This window comes from Winogradskyella sp. KYW1333 (genome assembly GCF_003335675.1).
Classification (GTDB): Bacteria; Bacteroidota; Bacteroidia; order Flavobacteriales; family Flavobacteriaceae; genus Winogradskyella.
Window position 1 is genome coordinate 493,876 of sequence record NZ_QPHL01000017.1, and the last position, 16,307, is coordinate 510,182.

Consider the following 16,307-nt stretch of genomic DNA (forward strand, 5'->3'; position numbering starts at 1 on the left):
CAAAAATTTATTTAAAAAATTAGACGTATGAAAAACGCATTTAGAATACTAACGGTATTTATATTAATGGTTCTGATGTCTTGTCAAGAGAGCGTTTCAAATTCTGATGAAGTTAATTCATTAAAGACAACAATTGTTGAATCAAATGAAATTGATAAAGTAGAACCGCCTCATTGGTGGATTGGTTTAAAAAATCAAAAATTACAGCTATTAGTTAAACATCCAAATATTGGTTCTTCGCATGTAGATATTTCGCATCAAGGAGTAAACTTAGTAAAGGTTAATAAAGCTGATAGTCCTAATTATTTGTTTTTAGATTTAGAGCTATCAAAGAGTGCAAAGTCTGGTAAGTTTAATATTGTTTTTAAACAAGATGACGGTTCAGAATTAAAACAAACTTATGAATTGAAAGAACGACAAAGGTCCGCCGAAGACTACTTAGGTTTTGACAGTTCTGATGTAATTTTTCTTATTACTCCAGACCGTTTTGTAAATGGGGACCCATCAAATGATATTATTGAGGGTCTAAAACAAACTAATATTGACAGATCTGAAGGTTATGAAAGACATGGTGGAGATTTAAGAGGTATGATTAACAGTATAGATTATATCCATGAACTGGGATACACTGCGGTTTGGCCAACACCAGTTTTAATTAATGATATGCCGCAAGGTTCATATCATGGTTATGCGATTACAGATTATCATAAAGTAGATCCTCGAATAGGTACATTAGATGAATACAAAGAATTTTCTTCTAAATTAAAGGAGAGAGGTATGAAGTTAATCATGGACCAGGTGGCAAATCACTGTGGTTTAGAACATTGGTGGATGAAAGATTTACCTTTTAAGGATTGGGTTAATTTCCAAGAAAATTATGAAGAGCATATAGATAATTGGAATTGGGAGGTTACTACGTATTCTAATCATAGGCGTACTACAAATCAAGATTTATATGCTTCAAATGTTGACCATAAAGGGAATACAGATGGCTGGTTTGTAGAAGGTATGCCAGATTTAAATCAGCGTAATCCATTTATGGCAAATTATATTATTCAGAATAGTATTTGGTGGATTGAAACTTTAGGATTAGGTGGTATTCGTCAAGATACTTATCCTTATCCAGATAAAGATTTTATGAGTGATTGGGCAGGAGCGATTATGAAAGAGTATCCAAATTTCTCAATAGTAGGAGAAGAATGGAGTTATAACCCTCTTTTAGTTGCCTATTGGCAAGATGGTAAAGATAATGCAGATGGTTATAAGTCTAACTTAAAATCTTCAATGGATTTCCCAATGCAAAAGGCAATTATTGATGGCTTAAAAGAAGAAGAATCATGGGATAAAGGGTTGGTGAAACTATATGAAGGACTGGCCAATGATTTCGTTTATGTTACACCAAAAGATATCATGGTTTTTCTTGATAATCATGACAAGAGTAGAATTTATACAGAGGTTGGTGAGGACGCTACAAAAACTAAAATGGCACTAAGTTACATGTTAATGATGCCGAGGATACCACAAATTTATTATGGAACTGAAATTCTAATGAACGATACTGCCAATCCTGGTGATCATGGTTTAATCCGTACCGATTTTCCTGGAGGATGGAAAGGTGACACGGTAAATGCATTTACAGGAGAGGGATTGACTGCTGAACAAAAGGATATGCAACGCTTCCTTAAAAAAATATTGAATTACAGAAAAAATAGTGAAGCCATGCAGAATGGTGAAACAAAGCATTTTGCCCCTGAGAATAAAACATATGTATTGGCGCGTTATAATGATAGTGAAACTTTGGTTCACATAATTAATAAAAACGACGATTCCTTTGAACTTGATCTAACAAGATTTGAGGAGCTTGGGCTTAATGGCAAAACCCTTAAGAATGTTATTACTGGTGAGACCATCAATTGGTCAGATAAGTTGGTTTTAGATTCTGTAGGAAGTTATTTGTTTACAACAAAAATCTAACATTGCGATATTACACTATCATATGTCTACTATTAATTCTTCCATTTTCATGCAAGAATAAACAAGTTGATAGTGTCTCAACCAAGGAAACTAATAATAAACAATTGGAGACAAAAGAATTTGTAGAGCTGAATGTCAAATTGAGTGCAGGAAAAATACTCCGATTAGAAGCATTTCTTTCAAATTTCATAAAAAGTAGACCAGTAGATGTTTGGTTACCTGAAAACTATTCACCAAATAAAATATACAATGTGCTTTATATGCATGACGGGCAAATGTTATTTGATGGTCCTTCAACTTGGAATAAACAAGAATGGAAAGTAGATGAATGGGCCACAAAATTGATGCAAGAAGAAAAGACGGAGAACTTTATTGTTGTTGCTATACATAACATTGCAGAAATACGCTGGGAAGATTTATTTCCACAAAAAACTTTTGAATTTATCTCAGAAGAGGAAAGAGTTCAAGTAAAAAGTTTATCGGGTTCAAAAGAGTTTAAGCTTAATGGAGACAATTACTTGAGATTTATTGTTAAGGAATTAAAACCAATAATCGATTCTTCTTTTTCAGTGCATAAAGGCAGAGATAATACTTTTATTATGGGTTCAAGTATGGGAGGCTTAATGACTATGTATGCAATTTCTGAATATCCAGAAATATTTGGTGGTGGTGCTTGTTTGTCAACGCATTGGGTAGGTGCACTACCAGTTGATAAAAACCCATTTCCTGAGGGTATCTTTAGTTATATGGAGCAAAATTTTCCATTGGCAGGTAAGCATAAAATTTACTTTGATTATGGCAATGAAACTTTAGATGCACATTATCCTCAGTATGCACCAGAAGTGGATAGAATATTAAAACTAAAGGGATATACAGACGTTGATTCTCGTAATCTGTTTTTTGAAGGTACCAACCACTCAGAAAACTCGTGGAATCAGAGGTTAGATATTCCATTGACTTTCCTATTAGGAAAAAGGACAGATTAATAGCAACCTTAAATCCTCACAAGTCAGTTTTGGACTTGTGAGGATTTATAAACGAAAAGTGAAATAGGATTCAATTCGAAGTTTCACAATTAAAATTAAAAACAAATGAGAAAGCTTTTTCTTAGTCTTTTATTCATTATAACTGACATAACGTGTTTATTTTCTCAGAATTCTGAGAGAGTTTACCAGTCACATTCTGAAGAGAACGGGATATTTTCAGTTACCACAAATGATGGAAAATATCTCTTTACATATTATTCAACAGAGATATTAGAAACCACTTTTATACCTAGTGGTGAAGAGACCAATGTAAACTCTCACGCTGTAATTTTGCAACCTAATAAAGTTGAGACAAACTACAAATATGTTGGGAATGATATAACTTATGGGACTGAAGGCTTATCAGTAATTGTTACTACTGAACCCTTCAAAATAAGCTATACCTATAACGATAATCCTTTGATTTCAGAGAGAAGAGGGTATTATAAAAGTCCTCATGAATCTATGGAGTTAGTTAAAGATCATATAATTGCCGAAACATCTGAAAAAATTGAATTTAATCTTACCGAAGAAGAGGTCTTGTATGGTGGAGGTTCTAGAGCACTTGACATGAACCGAAGAGGGCATAGGTTACCACTTTACAATAGAGCACAATATGGTTATCAGTCCTATAGTGAATTACTTAATTTCACCCTACCTATTGTGTTGTCATCTAAGAAATATATGCTCCATTTTGATAATTCCACAATTGGATATTTAGATCTAGATAGTAAAAAAGAAAACACTCTCACTTATGAAACGTTATCAGGAAGAAAGACATATCAAATCGTGGCAGGTAAAACCTGGTATGATGTAGTAGAAAATTATACAAATTTAACTGGGAAACAGCCAATGCTACCACGTTGGGTACTTGGTAATTTTTCAAGCCGTTTTGGCTACCACTCTCAAAAAGAAACTTTAGAAACTATTGATAAGTTTAAGGAAGATGAAATTCCAGTAGACGCCATAATTATAGATTTATATTGGTTTGGTAAGGAAATTCAAGGTACCCTAGGAAACTTTGAATTTGATAGAGATTCTTTTCCAGAACCAACAAAAATGGTAGATGTTTTAAAATCTCAAAATGTAGAAACCACGTTAATAACTGAGCCTTATGTTCTTAAGACTTCAAAGCGCTGGGAGGAGGCAGTAAATGAAGATATACTAGCTAAAGATTCCATTGGCAATCCTGCGGTTTTTGAATTTTATTTTGGTAAAGGTGGTATAATAGACATCTTCAAACCTAAAGGAGAACGTTGGTTTAAAGATATTTATAATAAATTATCAGACTATGGCGTCAATGGCTTTTGGGGTGACCTTGGAGAACCAGAGGAATTACCCAATTGGGTAAATTTTGAGACAGGTTCGGCAGATGAACTTCATAATATTTATGGTCATAATTGGGCAAAGCTGGTCTATGAGGCAAGTTTAGAATCAAATCCTAATCGAAGACCATTTGTATTAATGCGAGCCGGTTATTCTGGGTCGCAACGTTATGGAATGATACCATGGACAGGAGATGTGAGTAGAAGTTGGGGAGGGCTTATGCCACAACCAGAAATTGCATTGCAAATGGGAATGCAAGGAATTGCATACATGCATAGTGATTTAGGTGGATTTGCAGGCGCAAACCTTGATGATGAGCTTTATGCGCGTTGGTTGCAGTATGGTGTGTTTCAACCAATATTTAGACCTCATGCGGATGAAACCCTAGCCAGTGAACCTGTTTATAGAAGTGAAAAAGCTAAAAAACTTGCAAATTTCGCAATTCAGATGCGATATAGGATGTTGCCATACAATTACCATTTGATGGTTGAGAATCATTTTAAGGGTAGGCCATTAATGCGTCCTTTGTTTTTTGAGGAACCTAATAATGCCGATTTATTAGAGTATTCTGATGCGTATTTATGGGGAAATGATATTCTTGTTTCTCCAGTTTTAGAGGCAGGTAAGAAGACTCAAGAGGTTTATTTTCCAAAAGGTTCTATGTGGTTTGATATTGAGACTGATGAAGTTATTGAAGGCGGTCAAAAAAAGAGCGTAACGTTAAGTGAAAGTTTTATTCCTGTTTATGTACGAGGAGGATCTTTTATACCACTGGCAAAACTAATACAGTCTACAAAATCCTATGATGACGGTTATTTGCAATTGCAGTATTATCATGATGTTACAGTTTCAGAATCCCAACGTCACCTTTATATGGATGATGGTATTACAACAAATACTTTCGAAAATGGAGCGTATCAAACTTTACATTTTGAAGCAAAGATTAGGGAATCATGGTTAGAAATTGAATTCAATGCTAATAATGGCAAGAATTTTAAACCTAGGACAAAAACCATTGATTTTACAATTCATAATATAGAAAAGAAACCAAAACGTATTAAGATTAATAATGAGAAAGTTAATGAAACATACAATTCTCAATATAAGACCTTAACATTAAGTATTGATTGGGATACAAATACTGAGAAGAAAGTACGCATTAAACTAAGAAAATAATCCATAAATGAAACACTATCAACTTGTCATATTTGCAATTAGTATCTTTAGTGTCATGGGATGTAAAAGTGACATAAAACAAGAAAAATCAGAAACGATTAAAACAGAACATCTTAAAAATAGCATGAAGAAAAAAGTAGTTATTTATCAAGTTTTTACAAGACTTTTTGGGAATACAAATACCACAAATAGACCATGGGGAACAATTGAGGAAAATGGTGTTGGTAAGTTCAGTGATTTAACCGAAAAAGCACTAAAGGAAATTAAAGAACTTGGTATTACTCATATATGGTACACAGGTGTACCCCATCACGATATAATTACAGATTACACTCAATATGGAATTTCAAATGATGATCCCGATGTTGTGAAAGGTAGGGCAGGATCACCATATGCAGTTAAGGACTATTATAATGTTAACCCAGATTTGGCTGATAATGTTGAAAATCGTTTGGAAGAATTCCAGGCTTTGATAGAACGAACACATAAAGTTGGTCTTAAACTCATTATTGATATTGTACCAAACCATGTTGCTCGTAATTATAAAAGTTTAACCCTTCCTGAAGGTATTAAAGACTTTGGTGAAGATGATGATACGTCCGTAACCTATTCTGTAAACAACAATTTTTATTATAATCCTGGTGAATCTTTTCAGGTTCCAGATTGGCAAAATGGATATCAGCCATTAGGAGGTGAAAGCCACCCTTTGATTGATGGTAAATTTGACGAAAATCCAGCCAAATGGACAGGTAATGGTTCTAGAGCATCAAAACCTAATGTCAATGATTGGTACGAAACTGTTAAGATTAATTATGGTATAAGTCCAGATGGTTCAAAAGATTTCGATGAGCTTCCTACTGGTTTTGAAAATGAAGATTATGAAGCACATTTCAAATTCTGGCAAGATAAAACAGTTCCAGATTCATGGATAAAATTTAAGGATATTGCATTGTATTGGTTGGCTAAAGGTGTGGACGGATTCCGTTTTGATATGGCAGAAATGGTGCCAGTTGAGTTTTGGAGTTATATGAACTCGCATATAAAAATGAAGAATCCAGAAGCCTTCTTATTGGCTGAAGTATATCAACCGCATTTGTACAGAGATTACATTAAAAAAGGAAAAATGGACTATCTCTATGATAAAGTTCAACTCTATGATACACTAAAGCATGTCATGCAAGGATATGGTAAAACAGATAATATCCCTCCAATTTTAGATGAATTATCCGATATAGAGCATCATATGCTTCATTTTTTAGAAAATCATGATGAACAACGTATAGCGAGCCCAGATTTTGCCGGAGACCCAAATAAAGGGAAGCCGGCAATGGTAGTCTCAGCCACATCTTCGACTTCACCAACAATGATTTATTTTGCTCAAGAGTTTGGAGAACCTGGTGCAGAAGATTTAGGCTTTGGCGATCCTACGCGCACGTCAATATTCGATTATGGGTCTGTTCCAAGTTTGGTTCGCTGGGTAAATGACAAGAAATTTGATGGCGGTCAATCTACAGAATCAGAGTTAGAATTACGGGATTTTTACAAGAGACTACTCAATTTCACAATTAATAGTTCTGCCTTGATGGGTAATTATCAAGATATTCATTTATACAATCAGCAAAATACAGAATGGTACAATGATAAAGTATTGTCTTTTGTAAGATGGAATGAAGATGAACAATTGATAGTCATTTCTAATTTCAATGTAGATAATACGTATGGGTTTGAACTTCAGTTACCTGAAGGACTTATTGAAAAACTAGGTTTAGACAATGGAGAATATAAGGTAGAAGATCAACTTTATGATCAATATAATTCAACCTTAAAAGTTATAAATGGTAAAGCAGAAGTTAGAATTGACATTGAACCATTACAATCATTTATTTTAAAAATCAACCATTAAAAATGAAATATATAATTTTAACAGTAGCTATTTGTCTATCGGTGATGACATGCAAAAACACATCTAATCAAGAACAAACTCAAGATAAAGTTGAAGAGACAACAACTTCTAGCACTCCTTTTGTTTGGGAAGGGGCAAATCTCTATTTCTTGCTAACAGATCGCTTTAATAATGGTGATATATCGAATGACATAAATTTTGACAGAACTAAAGAGCCTGGTAAACTTAGAGGTTTTGAGGGTGGTGATATTAAAGGTGTTACTCAAAAAGTTAAGGAAGGATATTTCACGGATTTAGGTATTAACGCCATCTGGATGACACCAATAGTTGAGCAGATTCATGGAGCAACAGATGAAGGAACTGGGTTGTCATATGGTTTTCATGGTTATTGGACTAAGGACTGGACCAGCATAGACCCTAATTATGGTACAAAGGAAGATTTACATGAGTTGGTTAAAGAAGCACATGCAAAGGATATAAGAATTGTCTTAGATGCAGTTATAAACCATATAGGTCCTGTCACCCATAAAGATCCGGTTTGGCCAAGTGATTGGGTAAGGACAGAACCGCAATGTAAATATGATAATTACGAAAATACTATTACATGTACTTTGGTTAAGAACCTACCAGACATTAAGACTGAAAGTAATGAGGAAGTTGAATTACCACCTCAATTGGTTGAAAAATGGAAAGCAGAAGGACGCTATGACCAAGAAGTAGCGGAATTAGATTCTTTTTTTGAACGAACAGGACATCCTAGAGCACCTCGTTTTTACATTATGAAATGGTTGACTGATTACATAACGGAATTTGGAATCGACGGATATCGTTGTGATACGGTAAAGCATACTGAAGAATACGTATGGTCAGAATTCAAGAAAGAGTGTGATTACGCTTTCACCGAATTCAAGAAAAATAACCCAAATAAAGTAATAGATAACAACGACTTTTATCTGGTTGGAGAAGTTTACAATTATGGAATTTCAGGAGGAAAATACTTTGATTTTGGAGATAAAAAAGTAAACTATTATGATGATATGTTTACGCAACAAATCAACTTTGAATTTAAGTGGAACGCGAAAGAATTACAAGCTGAAACACTTTTCAGAAAGTATGACCAAAAGCTTAAAAATGACTTGAAAGGTTATGGTGTTTTAAATTATTTAAGCTCCCATGATGATGGTCAACCATTCGATTCAGACCGGAAAAAACCATTCGAAACAGCAAACAAGCTATTGCTTTCACCTGGTGCCTCACAAGTGTATTATGGTGATGAATCAGCACGCTCCTTGGTTATTGAAGGAACTGTTGGAGATGCAACATTAAGATCTAAAATGAATTGGGATGAAATTGCCACAGATGACGCTAGAAAGAGCATTTTAAAGCATTGGCAAAAATTAGGTCAATTTAGAGCCAACCATCCTGCTGTTGGAGCTGGAAAGCATCAGATGATTACTGCACAACCTTATTATTTTTATAGAACTTATCAGAAAGGTGGTTTTAGAGATTTAGTGGTTATTGGGTTAGATGTTCATAAGGGTGCAAAATCTATTGACGTCTCTAAAATGTTTAAAGATGAGGACAACATAAGAGATGCGTACTCAGGTAAAAAAACCAAAGTGGTTGATGGTCGCGTTGTGATTGATTCAGAATTTGATATTGTGTTACTAGAAAAAATATAACTATGAAAATTAAATTATTTACACTTGTTTTAATTGTGTCATTATTAGGATGTTCGGAAAATAATAATGAAATGATAGAAGTTTCTTCTCCAGAATCAAAGGTTAAAGTTGAGTTTAATATTAATGATAAAGGGCAACCATATTATTCGGTAAAGTACAATAATGGAGTGGTAATCGATACCTCGTATTTGGGATTTGAATTCACAAATGCAGAAGCTATTGATTCTAATTTAAAAATAATGACTGCTGAGATAAGTTCATTTGATGAAACTTGGCAGATGCCTTGGGGAGAACAAATTGATGTAAAAAATAAATACAATCAACTTGATATTAAACTTCAAGAAACAACTGATTTAAAAAGACAACTTAACGTTGTTTTTAGAGTATATGATGATGGAATTGGATTTAGATATGAATTCCCAGAGCAAGAAGGTTGGGCGGAAGCCTTAATTAAGGAGGAGCAAACGGAGTTTAATCTAACCGAAGATTATAAAACATTTTGGATTCCTGGAGATTGGGATATTTATGAGCATTTGTATTCAGAGACTATGTTTTCTGAAATTGATGCAATTAGTAAGCGCGATCATCCAAATCTTGCCCAAACCTATATTCCTAATAATGCTGTAAATACACCCACTACGTTGATTGGAGATAAAGGCTTACATCTAAGTTTTCATGAGGCATCCTTGATCGATTATTCAGATATGACACTTGGTGTAGATAAGGAGAACCTAAAGTTTAAAAGTATTCTAGTTGGTAGTGAAAATAAAGATTATAAGGTAAGAAGAAGTTTACCATTTAATACACCTTGGAGAACAGTGCAAATATCTGAAGATGCAGCTGGATTAATAGAATCAAATCTCATAGTAAATCTTAATGAACCAAATAAAATTGGTGATGTATCCTGGTTTAAACCAATGAAGTATACAGGTGTTTGGTGGGAAATGCACTTAAATAAATCATCATGGGATTATGGTATGGAACAAGTTGATGGTAAATGGGTTGATACTGGTAAGGCTCATGGAAGGCATGGTGCAACAACAGAAAATGTAAAACGCTTTATAGATTTTTCTGCAAAAAATAATATCGGTGGCGTTTTAGTTGAAGGTTGGAATACTGGTTGGGAGCGTTGGATCGGTTTTCCTGATCGTGAAGGTGTTTTTGATTTTGTGACCCCTTATCCTGATTATGATTTTGAAGAAGTAACAAATTATGCGAGAGAAAAAGGTGTTGAAATTATTATGCATCATGAAACATCCGCTGCAACAGAGACATATACAAAGCAAATGGATACTGCATATGCATTAATGCAGAAATACGGTATGCATGCTGTCAAGTCCGGGTACGTTGGAAAAATTTTACCAGATGGTGAGTATCACCATGGTCAGTATATGGTGAATCATTATAATAATGCTGTTGAAAAAGCAGCAAAATATCAAGTTGCGGTTAATGCACATGAGCCAATTAAGGCAACAGGGTTAAGAAGAACCTATCCTAATGCCATTTCTAGAGAAGGTCTGCGTGGACAAGAATTTAATGCCTGGTCAATTGAAAAAGGTAACCCTCCTAGTCATTTGCCTACTGTGGCCTTCACAAGAATGTTGGCAGGACCTATTGATTTTACACCTGGAATATTCAATATTAAATTTGATGAGTACAAGGAAGAAAGTCAAGTAAATACTACGCTTGCACAACAATTAGCATTATATATTGTGATATATAGTCCGGTACAAATGGCGGCAGATTTAATTGAGCATTATGAGGCAAATCCCGAGCCATTACAATTTATAAAAGACGTTGGTGTAGATTGGGAAAAATCTACGGTTTTGAATGGTGAAGTTGGTGATTATGTGACTATTGCAAGAAAAGAAAAAGGCACTGGCAACTGGTTTGTCGGAGGAATAACAGATGAAAATTCAGTATCTTTTAAGTTGGATTTTGATTTTTTAGATGAAAATCAAGATTATGAGGCAATCCTATATAAAGACGGTCCTAAAGCCCATTGGGATAATAATCCTCTTGACATATTGATTGAAAAACTAGATTTAAATAATCAGTCTAGTTTAGATGTTCAATTGGCTGAAGGCGGTGGTTTTGCTTTAAGTTTAAAAAAAATGACTAAGTCATAAGTCAATAGACAATAAATTTGTTTTCATAGTAATTTCATAGTCGGGTGTAGGAATTAGGGGTTAAAAAATTGACTAATTAAAATTAATTATAAGAACTTTATTTTTTCTAGTTCTTTCTTAAAATGCAACGCTATAATCTCTGGACTCAGTTGATGCTTAATCTTTTTATAGTCTATACTTGTATTTTGCTGATTGATATTGTTTAGATATTCAAATATTTCTTCTGTGTTTTCAAAAAGATACCCTATCTCTTGGTATTTTGAAAACAAATAATTAAAATATTCATTTCTAATGGCTAGTATAGGCTTTTCATTGTCAATGGCATCAAATATTGCTCCGCTTGCCCTTAAGATATATCCATCTTTTGGATATAAAAATATGACATAATCTAGCATTGACATATAATTATTCATTTCAGAACGACTTAATCTTCTTACATGAGAGTCAGGAATTGTTTTAATCCCATTTTTTTCCAATAAATCTTTGTTGTAGAATATTCGTCCGATAGAATAGAACTTAATTTTTTTTATGGATTCTAGTAATTTTGAAAATTTAATTAAATTATCAATGAACAGCTTTTCACTTCTTATTTCTCCAAGATTTCCAATTCTAAGAAATCCATCATTAATTTTTTTTGATTTTACCTTTTCTCTAAAAATATATGAATGTTCAAAAAATATAGTTTTTTGATAAAAGTTATTAGAGACGTACTTCTTTAAATTTCTTTGAATACTTTCTCCTAATACGCAGAAATATACGTTTTTAGGAGGTGTGAAATTTTTCTCTTTTATTTTGCGTAAGGCTTTTGATGAAAGCGAATTCAAAGGACTTTTAGAGTCGTATAAATACTCAAGTTCACCGTGAAACATAAAAATTACTTTCTGGTTTAATATTTTGCTTAAAAATAATTGTATTGAAAGCCCCCATAAAACTGTATAGTTGAAAAAAATTACATCATTTCTATTTGTTTTAATTAAAATATAGCAACTTGTGAGTAATGCTGTTACAGCAAATAAATAACCGCTAATTCTTCTTTTAGCATTAATTACGGGTAAATACTTGAAAGATATGTTGTCAGGTATCTTTTTTAAGATGTTAAAGATGTTTATTTTGACTGTTTTAGAAGAGTAAAAGGTCACTTCATCATATATTTCCGAGAACATTTTCAATGATGAAGTATTGAACATTTCATGTTTTGAACCTATTGAAGTGTTGTCTACGTAAATTAGTTTATTACCCATCTAACAATAATACATAAAATCCTGTTGGAATTAAGTATAGATTATCTTTATATGCTTTGTCACTTAGAATAAAGTTTAAAACGAACTTTTATTAAATTTAAAATTCATTATTTTGTTTACAAGTTTCATGAGAAATTGTGGTTTTCATTATTAAAATATACGTAATGTAACAAAATGGATGTAAGATAGTCCTATTCAAAACGACTATTGTTTAACTAGTTAAATACAACCAACAAGAATTAGTACTATGGATGTTAATGAAGGTTTAGAATCGCCATTAGTTATTAAAGTTAGCTTCAACAAATATTTAACTCAGTATGAGAATTTAATTGAAGCAGATAATGATTTTATTGCATTAAATGCTAGTAGAGTATTAAAAATAGCTGAGGATTATCCAATATTGCGAGATGGTTTTAGTGATTTAACAATTTTGCAGCAACATGAAAAGGAAATTGAAGGAATATTGCAAGATGCTTTTAGTCCGGTCCTTTCTTATAATGAAATTAAAACAGCATCAGTCCCTTTTTTAGATGTAATATTTAATTCTTCTACTCGATTTAAAAATATACTTAAAACTGCTGGTGAAGATTTTGATTTGCAGATCAAAAATATGCCAAAGGACCAAAGATATATTATTGCCTGTTCAGTAATTTTAAACTTTTGTTACGGTTATAATCTCAATTTTAAACGCCCATTTTTTTATGAAATACCAGATGCAAATGGAGTAATGCGCTATTATAAGATACTATATAATGCGGATTTTATAGAAATTATTCCAAAAAAGAATGCACCAAAAATTACAGACGAGGATTATGCACAACTTTTGGATAATTTTGAGAATATTGATTTATGGAAAGAAAAGTTCCCACCAAACAGTTATGATTTCAAAGGATTTGTTATATCGAATATTTTTGATGTAACGGACGATCAATCTATTTCAAATATAAAATCATCATTAATAGGAGAAGACAAGCGTAAAAATGATGGGTTTATGGAGGATTTTCATGAAATCTTTCGTTCACTTTTGGGTTTAAAAGAAATTAAGGTTGGATTCTCCATTTATAATAAGGAGGATGATACTTTTGAACGCGTATATGGAGCAGGTATGGATAGTTTTTTGCTTAATAATCTTGAAGTTTCAAATTGTTCTGATGCCTTATGTCGCTGGTCTTATGATAGATTGTTGCAAGAGAAAAAGTACTTTTCAATTTCAGATATAGTTAAAGCATTTTCCAAATCAAAAGGTCGTGCTCCGCATGTTAGGGTATTGCATGAGCAAGGGATAAAAAGTGCCATATTTTCACCTATTGCAAATGAAGATGGCTTAATGGGAATTTTGGAAATTGTCTCTGAAAAACCTCAGGTTTTAAACAGTATAAATGCTAATAAACTAGTAGACGTAATGCCATTTATAGTTTCTGCTGTTGAGCGTTCAAAAAATGAAGAGGAAAACCTAGTTGACGCTATTATACAGCAAGAGTGTACATCGATACACCAAAGTGTACAATGGAGATTTAAGCAGGAGGCGAGAAAATATATTAAGGATGATCTTAATGGAAAAGAACCAAATTTTAATCAAATAGCCTTTAATGATATTTACCCTTTGTTTGGTCAAATTGATATTAAGGGATCTTCTGAAGCCAGAAATAGCGCCACTAAACTCGATCTTAAAATTCAATTAAGCGCGCTGAAATCAATTATTAAAAATGCTTTAGATCAGGAAGCTCTACCTATTTACGAGCAGTATTTATATCAGATAAATGAATGGTTAGAATCGCTAGACAATAATTTCCAAGTGGATAGTGAGCAACAGATCAATGGTTTTATAAAACAGGATTTAAATCCTGTCTTAAATCACCTTAAGACAAATAAGAACCTTGAAGAAGAAATACGGGTCTATTTAAATTCAATTGATAGTAAAGTTGGTACGGTATATCAAAACCGTAAAAATTACGATGAGACTATTGCTACGATCAACAAGAATATGGCTTCCCTTTTAGACGAAAAGCAAATTAGTGCGCAGGCAATGTACCCACATTATTTTGAACGTTTTAAAACAGATGGAGTTGAGCATAACATGTATATAGGTGAATCCTTAACTAAAGAAGACAGTTTTAGTCCAATTTACTTATATAACCTAAGATTATGGCAATTACAGATTATGTGTGAAATGGAAAATTCATACTATCAGATGCAAACAGATTTTCCAATTAAACTAGATGTTGCTTCAATGATTTTGGTATTTAACCAACCATTGTCTATTAGTTTTAGAATGGATGAAAAGCAATTTGATGTAGATGGTACATATAATGCAAGATATGAAATAGTAAAAAAACGTGTAGATAAAGCATTTATAAAAGGAACCAATGAGCGTATTACGCAAAAAGGAAAAATAAGTATTGTTTATTCTCAAAAACAAGATGAAGAAGAATACCTTAGGTATGTTAAGTTTTTGCAATCTAAAAATTACTTAGATAATGATATTGAAATTTTAGAGCTTCAGGATTTACAGGCTGTTACAGGTTTAAAGGCAATCCGTGTAAGTGTACTTTATCATAAGGATAATAATGACAAAGAGTATTATACTTATGATGATTTAATGAAGGAGATCAGTAACTAAGAAGTTAAGTTAACGCCTGTCTCTGATAACATAAATGAAACACCAAAGGCTATTACACTAATCACAATTCCAATAACAAAGACGTTGTAAGTAACTCGTAATAAATTGTATTTTCTGTTAAGAACTAAACCTAAAAAATATAAATCTTTAGTCAAAGAACCGTATAAGTAATCTTTGTCTTTCATCATTTCTTCCATTGCCCACTCAAATTCATTGAGCTTCATTTGATGAAAATTTCCAAAAAACAATAAATTAACTTTTTTATTGGCAACATCTTCCTTTGTAAATTGACCCTTAGTTACATTAGGGCGCGTAGCTAATACAGAAAGTACAATACAAATTACTGTAAAGCCCATAAATACCAAAGTAGGATATATTAGATAATCATTAGATGGATTATCTAATTTAGGAAGCAAGTTAGAAAGCGCAACGGAAATTATAATTGCATTTACGGATAATAATATATTAGCTTTTGTATCTGCTATATCGCTTAATGTAATATGATTTCTTAATGCTACTCTAAACATGGTTTCAACGCCACGATCCGGTAAATCTAACTTCTCTTTTTTAAACTGTAATTCAGCTTTTTTGTGTTTGATTTTGTCGGTGTCAATTTTAATTTTATTGTAGCTCTGTAAAAGATTTGCTAAATTTTTACCTTTTCGTTTTTCCCATTTACTAGCAGCGATATCTGAGTTAAAGGTATGATTGGTCAAAAATTCGATATTTGATATTAGCCATTCATCTTTTGTTAGGTTTTTATTTAAGGTTAGCTCCCATTCTTTCCTTAATAGTGAAGCATAATCCTCATAATTCTTACTAGAAATATGAGCGGAATCCGCATCTCTTATAATACCCTCTAATTTTGTTTTTGGTTCATAGGTCATTTCTGTAGCACAAATAATTTCTGCAATTCTATCTATTTCAGTATCTGCTACATTATTTTGTTTTAGGAAATCTCTAGCGATTTTTGCACTTTCTTTTTCATGTCCATCTATAGTTTCTGTAAAACCAGTATCATGAAACCAAGCTGCAACAAGTAATTGACGTTTTTCATCATCCGTGATACCACTTTCCTCTTGCGTTAGCTCATTAATCTTTTCAACCACTCTTTGAGTATGGGCTAAATTATGATAAACAAATTTCGAATCTAGTTTTTCATTAAGATAGTGTACTACATATTTTTCAACTTCAGTTAAGATATTTTCCATAGTGTTATCGCTAAAATGCT

9 protein-coding genes are annotated in these 16,307 nt (G+C 32.7%); 7 read left to right on the top strand and 2 right to left on the bottom strand.

Annotated elements, in window-relative coordinates:
* The first annotated feature begins 27 nt into the window (after positions 1–27).
* From DUZ96_RS12070 to DUZ96_RS12095, 6 genes are all read left to right on the top strand, one after another.
* Positions 28–1,974 (top strand): glycoside hydrolase family 13 protein, encoded by a 1,947-nt coding sequence (locus DUZ96_RS12070; RefSeq protein ID WP_114302186.1) that lies wholly within the window; start codon positions 28–30, stop codon positions 1,972–1,974.
* A gap of 104 nt (positions 1,975–2,078) precedes the next feature.
* Positions 2,079–2,960, top strand: coding sequence for an alpha/beta hydrolase (locus tag DUZ96_RS12075; RefSeq protein WP_258774384.1), 882 nt, complete (start codon positions 2,079–2,081; stop codon positions 2,958–2,960).
* Between the two features lie 105 nt (positions 2,961–3,065).
* Positions 3,066–5,501, top strand: coding sequence for a TIM-barrel domain-containing protein (locus tag DUZ96_RS12080; protein ID WP_114302188.1), 2,436 nt, complete (start codon positions 3,066–3,068; stop codon positions 5,499–5,501).
* A 7-nt stretch (positions 5,502–5,508) separates the two neighbouring features.
* Positions 5,509–7,404, top strand: a complete 1,896-nt coding sequence (locus DUZ96_RS12085; RefSeq protein ID WP_114302189.1) for an alpha-amylase family glycosyl hydrolase — start codon at positions 5,509–5,511, stop codon at positions 7,402–7,404.
* Between the two features lie 2 nt (positions 7,405–7,406).
* A complete protein-coding gene (locus tag DUZ96_RS12090) occupies positions 7,407–9,086 on the top strand; it encodes an alpha-amylase family glycosyl hydrolase (protein ID WP_114302190.1) in 1,680 nt (559 codons plus the stop codon).
* 2 nt (positions 9,087–9,088) lie between these two features.
* Positions 9,089–11,215: a glycoside hydrolase family 97 protein gene (locus DUZ96_RS12095; protein WP_114302191.1), complete on the top strand. Its 2,127-nt coding sequence runs from the start codon at positions 9,089–9,091 to the stop codon at positions 11,213–11,215.
* An 86-nt stretch (positions 11,216–11,301) separates the two neighbouring features.
* Here DUZ96_RS12095 and DUZ96_RS12100 read toward each other — a convergent pair whose 3' ends face one another.
* Positions 11,302–12,456 carry a glycosyltransferase gene (locus DUZ96_RS12100; RefSeq protein ID WP_114302192.1) on the bottom strand — a complete coding sequence of 385 codons (1,155 nt, stop codon included), beginning with the start codon at positions 12,454–12,456 and terminating at the stop codon, positions 11,302–11,304.
* 247 nt (positions 12,457–12,703) lie between these two features.
* On the opposite strand from DUZ96_RS12100, the gene DUZ96_RS12105 reads away from it, so the two are divergent.
* Positions 12,704–15,076, top strand: coding sequence for a GAF domain-containing protein (locus DUZ96_RS12105; RefSeq protein ID WP_114302193.1), 2,373 nt, complete (start codon positions 12,704–12,706; stop codon positions 15,074–15,076).
* Here DUZ96_RS12105 and DUZ96_RS12110 read toward each other — a convergent pair.
* Positions 15,073–16,287 carry a Pycsar system effector family protein gene (locus DUZ96_RS12110; RefSeq protein WP_114302194.1) on the bottom strand — a complete coding sequence of 405 codons (1,215 nt, stop codon included), beginning with the start codon at positions 16,285–16,287 and terminating at the stop codon, positions 15,073–15,075. The two genes, DUZ96_RS12105 and DUZ96_RS12110, sit on opposite strands and share 4 nt — an antisense overlap.
* Positions 16,288–16,307: the final 20 nt, after the last annotated feature.

Excerpts from the sequence above, each read along its gene's own strand:
- DUZ96_RS12070 (WP_114302186.1), top strand. The coding sequence starts at position 28 with ATGAAAAACGCATTTAGAATACTAACGGTATTTATATTAATGGTTCTG.
- DUZ96_RS12090 (WP_114302190.1), top strand. The coding sequence starts at position 7,407 with ATGAAATATATAATTTTAACAGTAGCTATTTGTCTATCGGTGATGACA.
- DUZ96_RS12080 (WP_114302188.1), top strand. The coding sequence starts at position 3,066 with ATGAGAAAGCTTTTTCTTAGTCTTTTATTCATTATAACTGACATAACG.
- DUZ96_RS12085 (WP_114302189.1), top strand. The coding sequence starts at position 5,509 with ATGAAACACTATCAACTTGTCATATTTGCAATTAGTATCTTTAGTGTC.
- DUZ96_RS12105 (WP_114302193.1), top strand. The coding sequence starts at position 12,704 with ATGGATGTTAATGAAGGTTTAGAATCGCCATTAGTTATTAAAGTTAGC.
- DUZ96_RS12110 (WP_114302194.1), bottom strand. The coding sequence starts at position 16,287 with ATGGAAAATATCTTAACTGAAGTTGAAAAATATGTAGTACACTATCTT.
- DUZ96_RS12095 (WP_114302191.1), top strand. The coding sequence starts at position 9,089 with ATGAAAATTAAATTATTTACACTTGTTTTAATTGTGTCATTATTAGGA.
- DUZ96_RS12100 (WP_114302192.1), bottom strand. The coding sequence starts at position 12,456 with ATGGGTAATAAACTAATTTACGTAGACAACACTTCAATAGGTTCAAAA.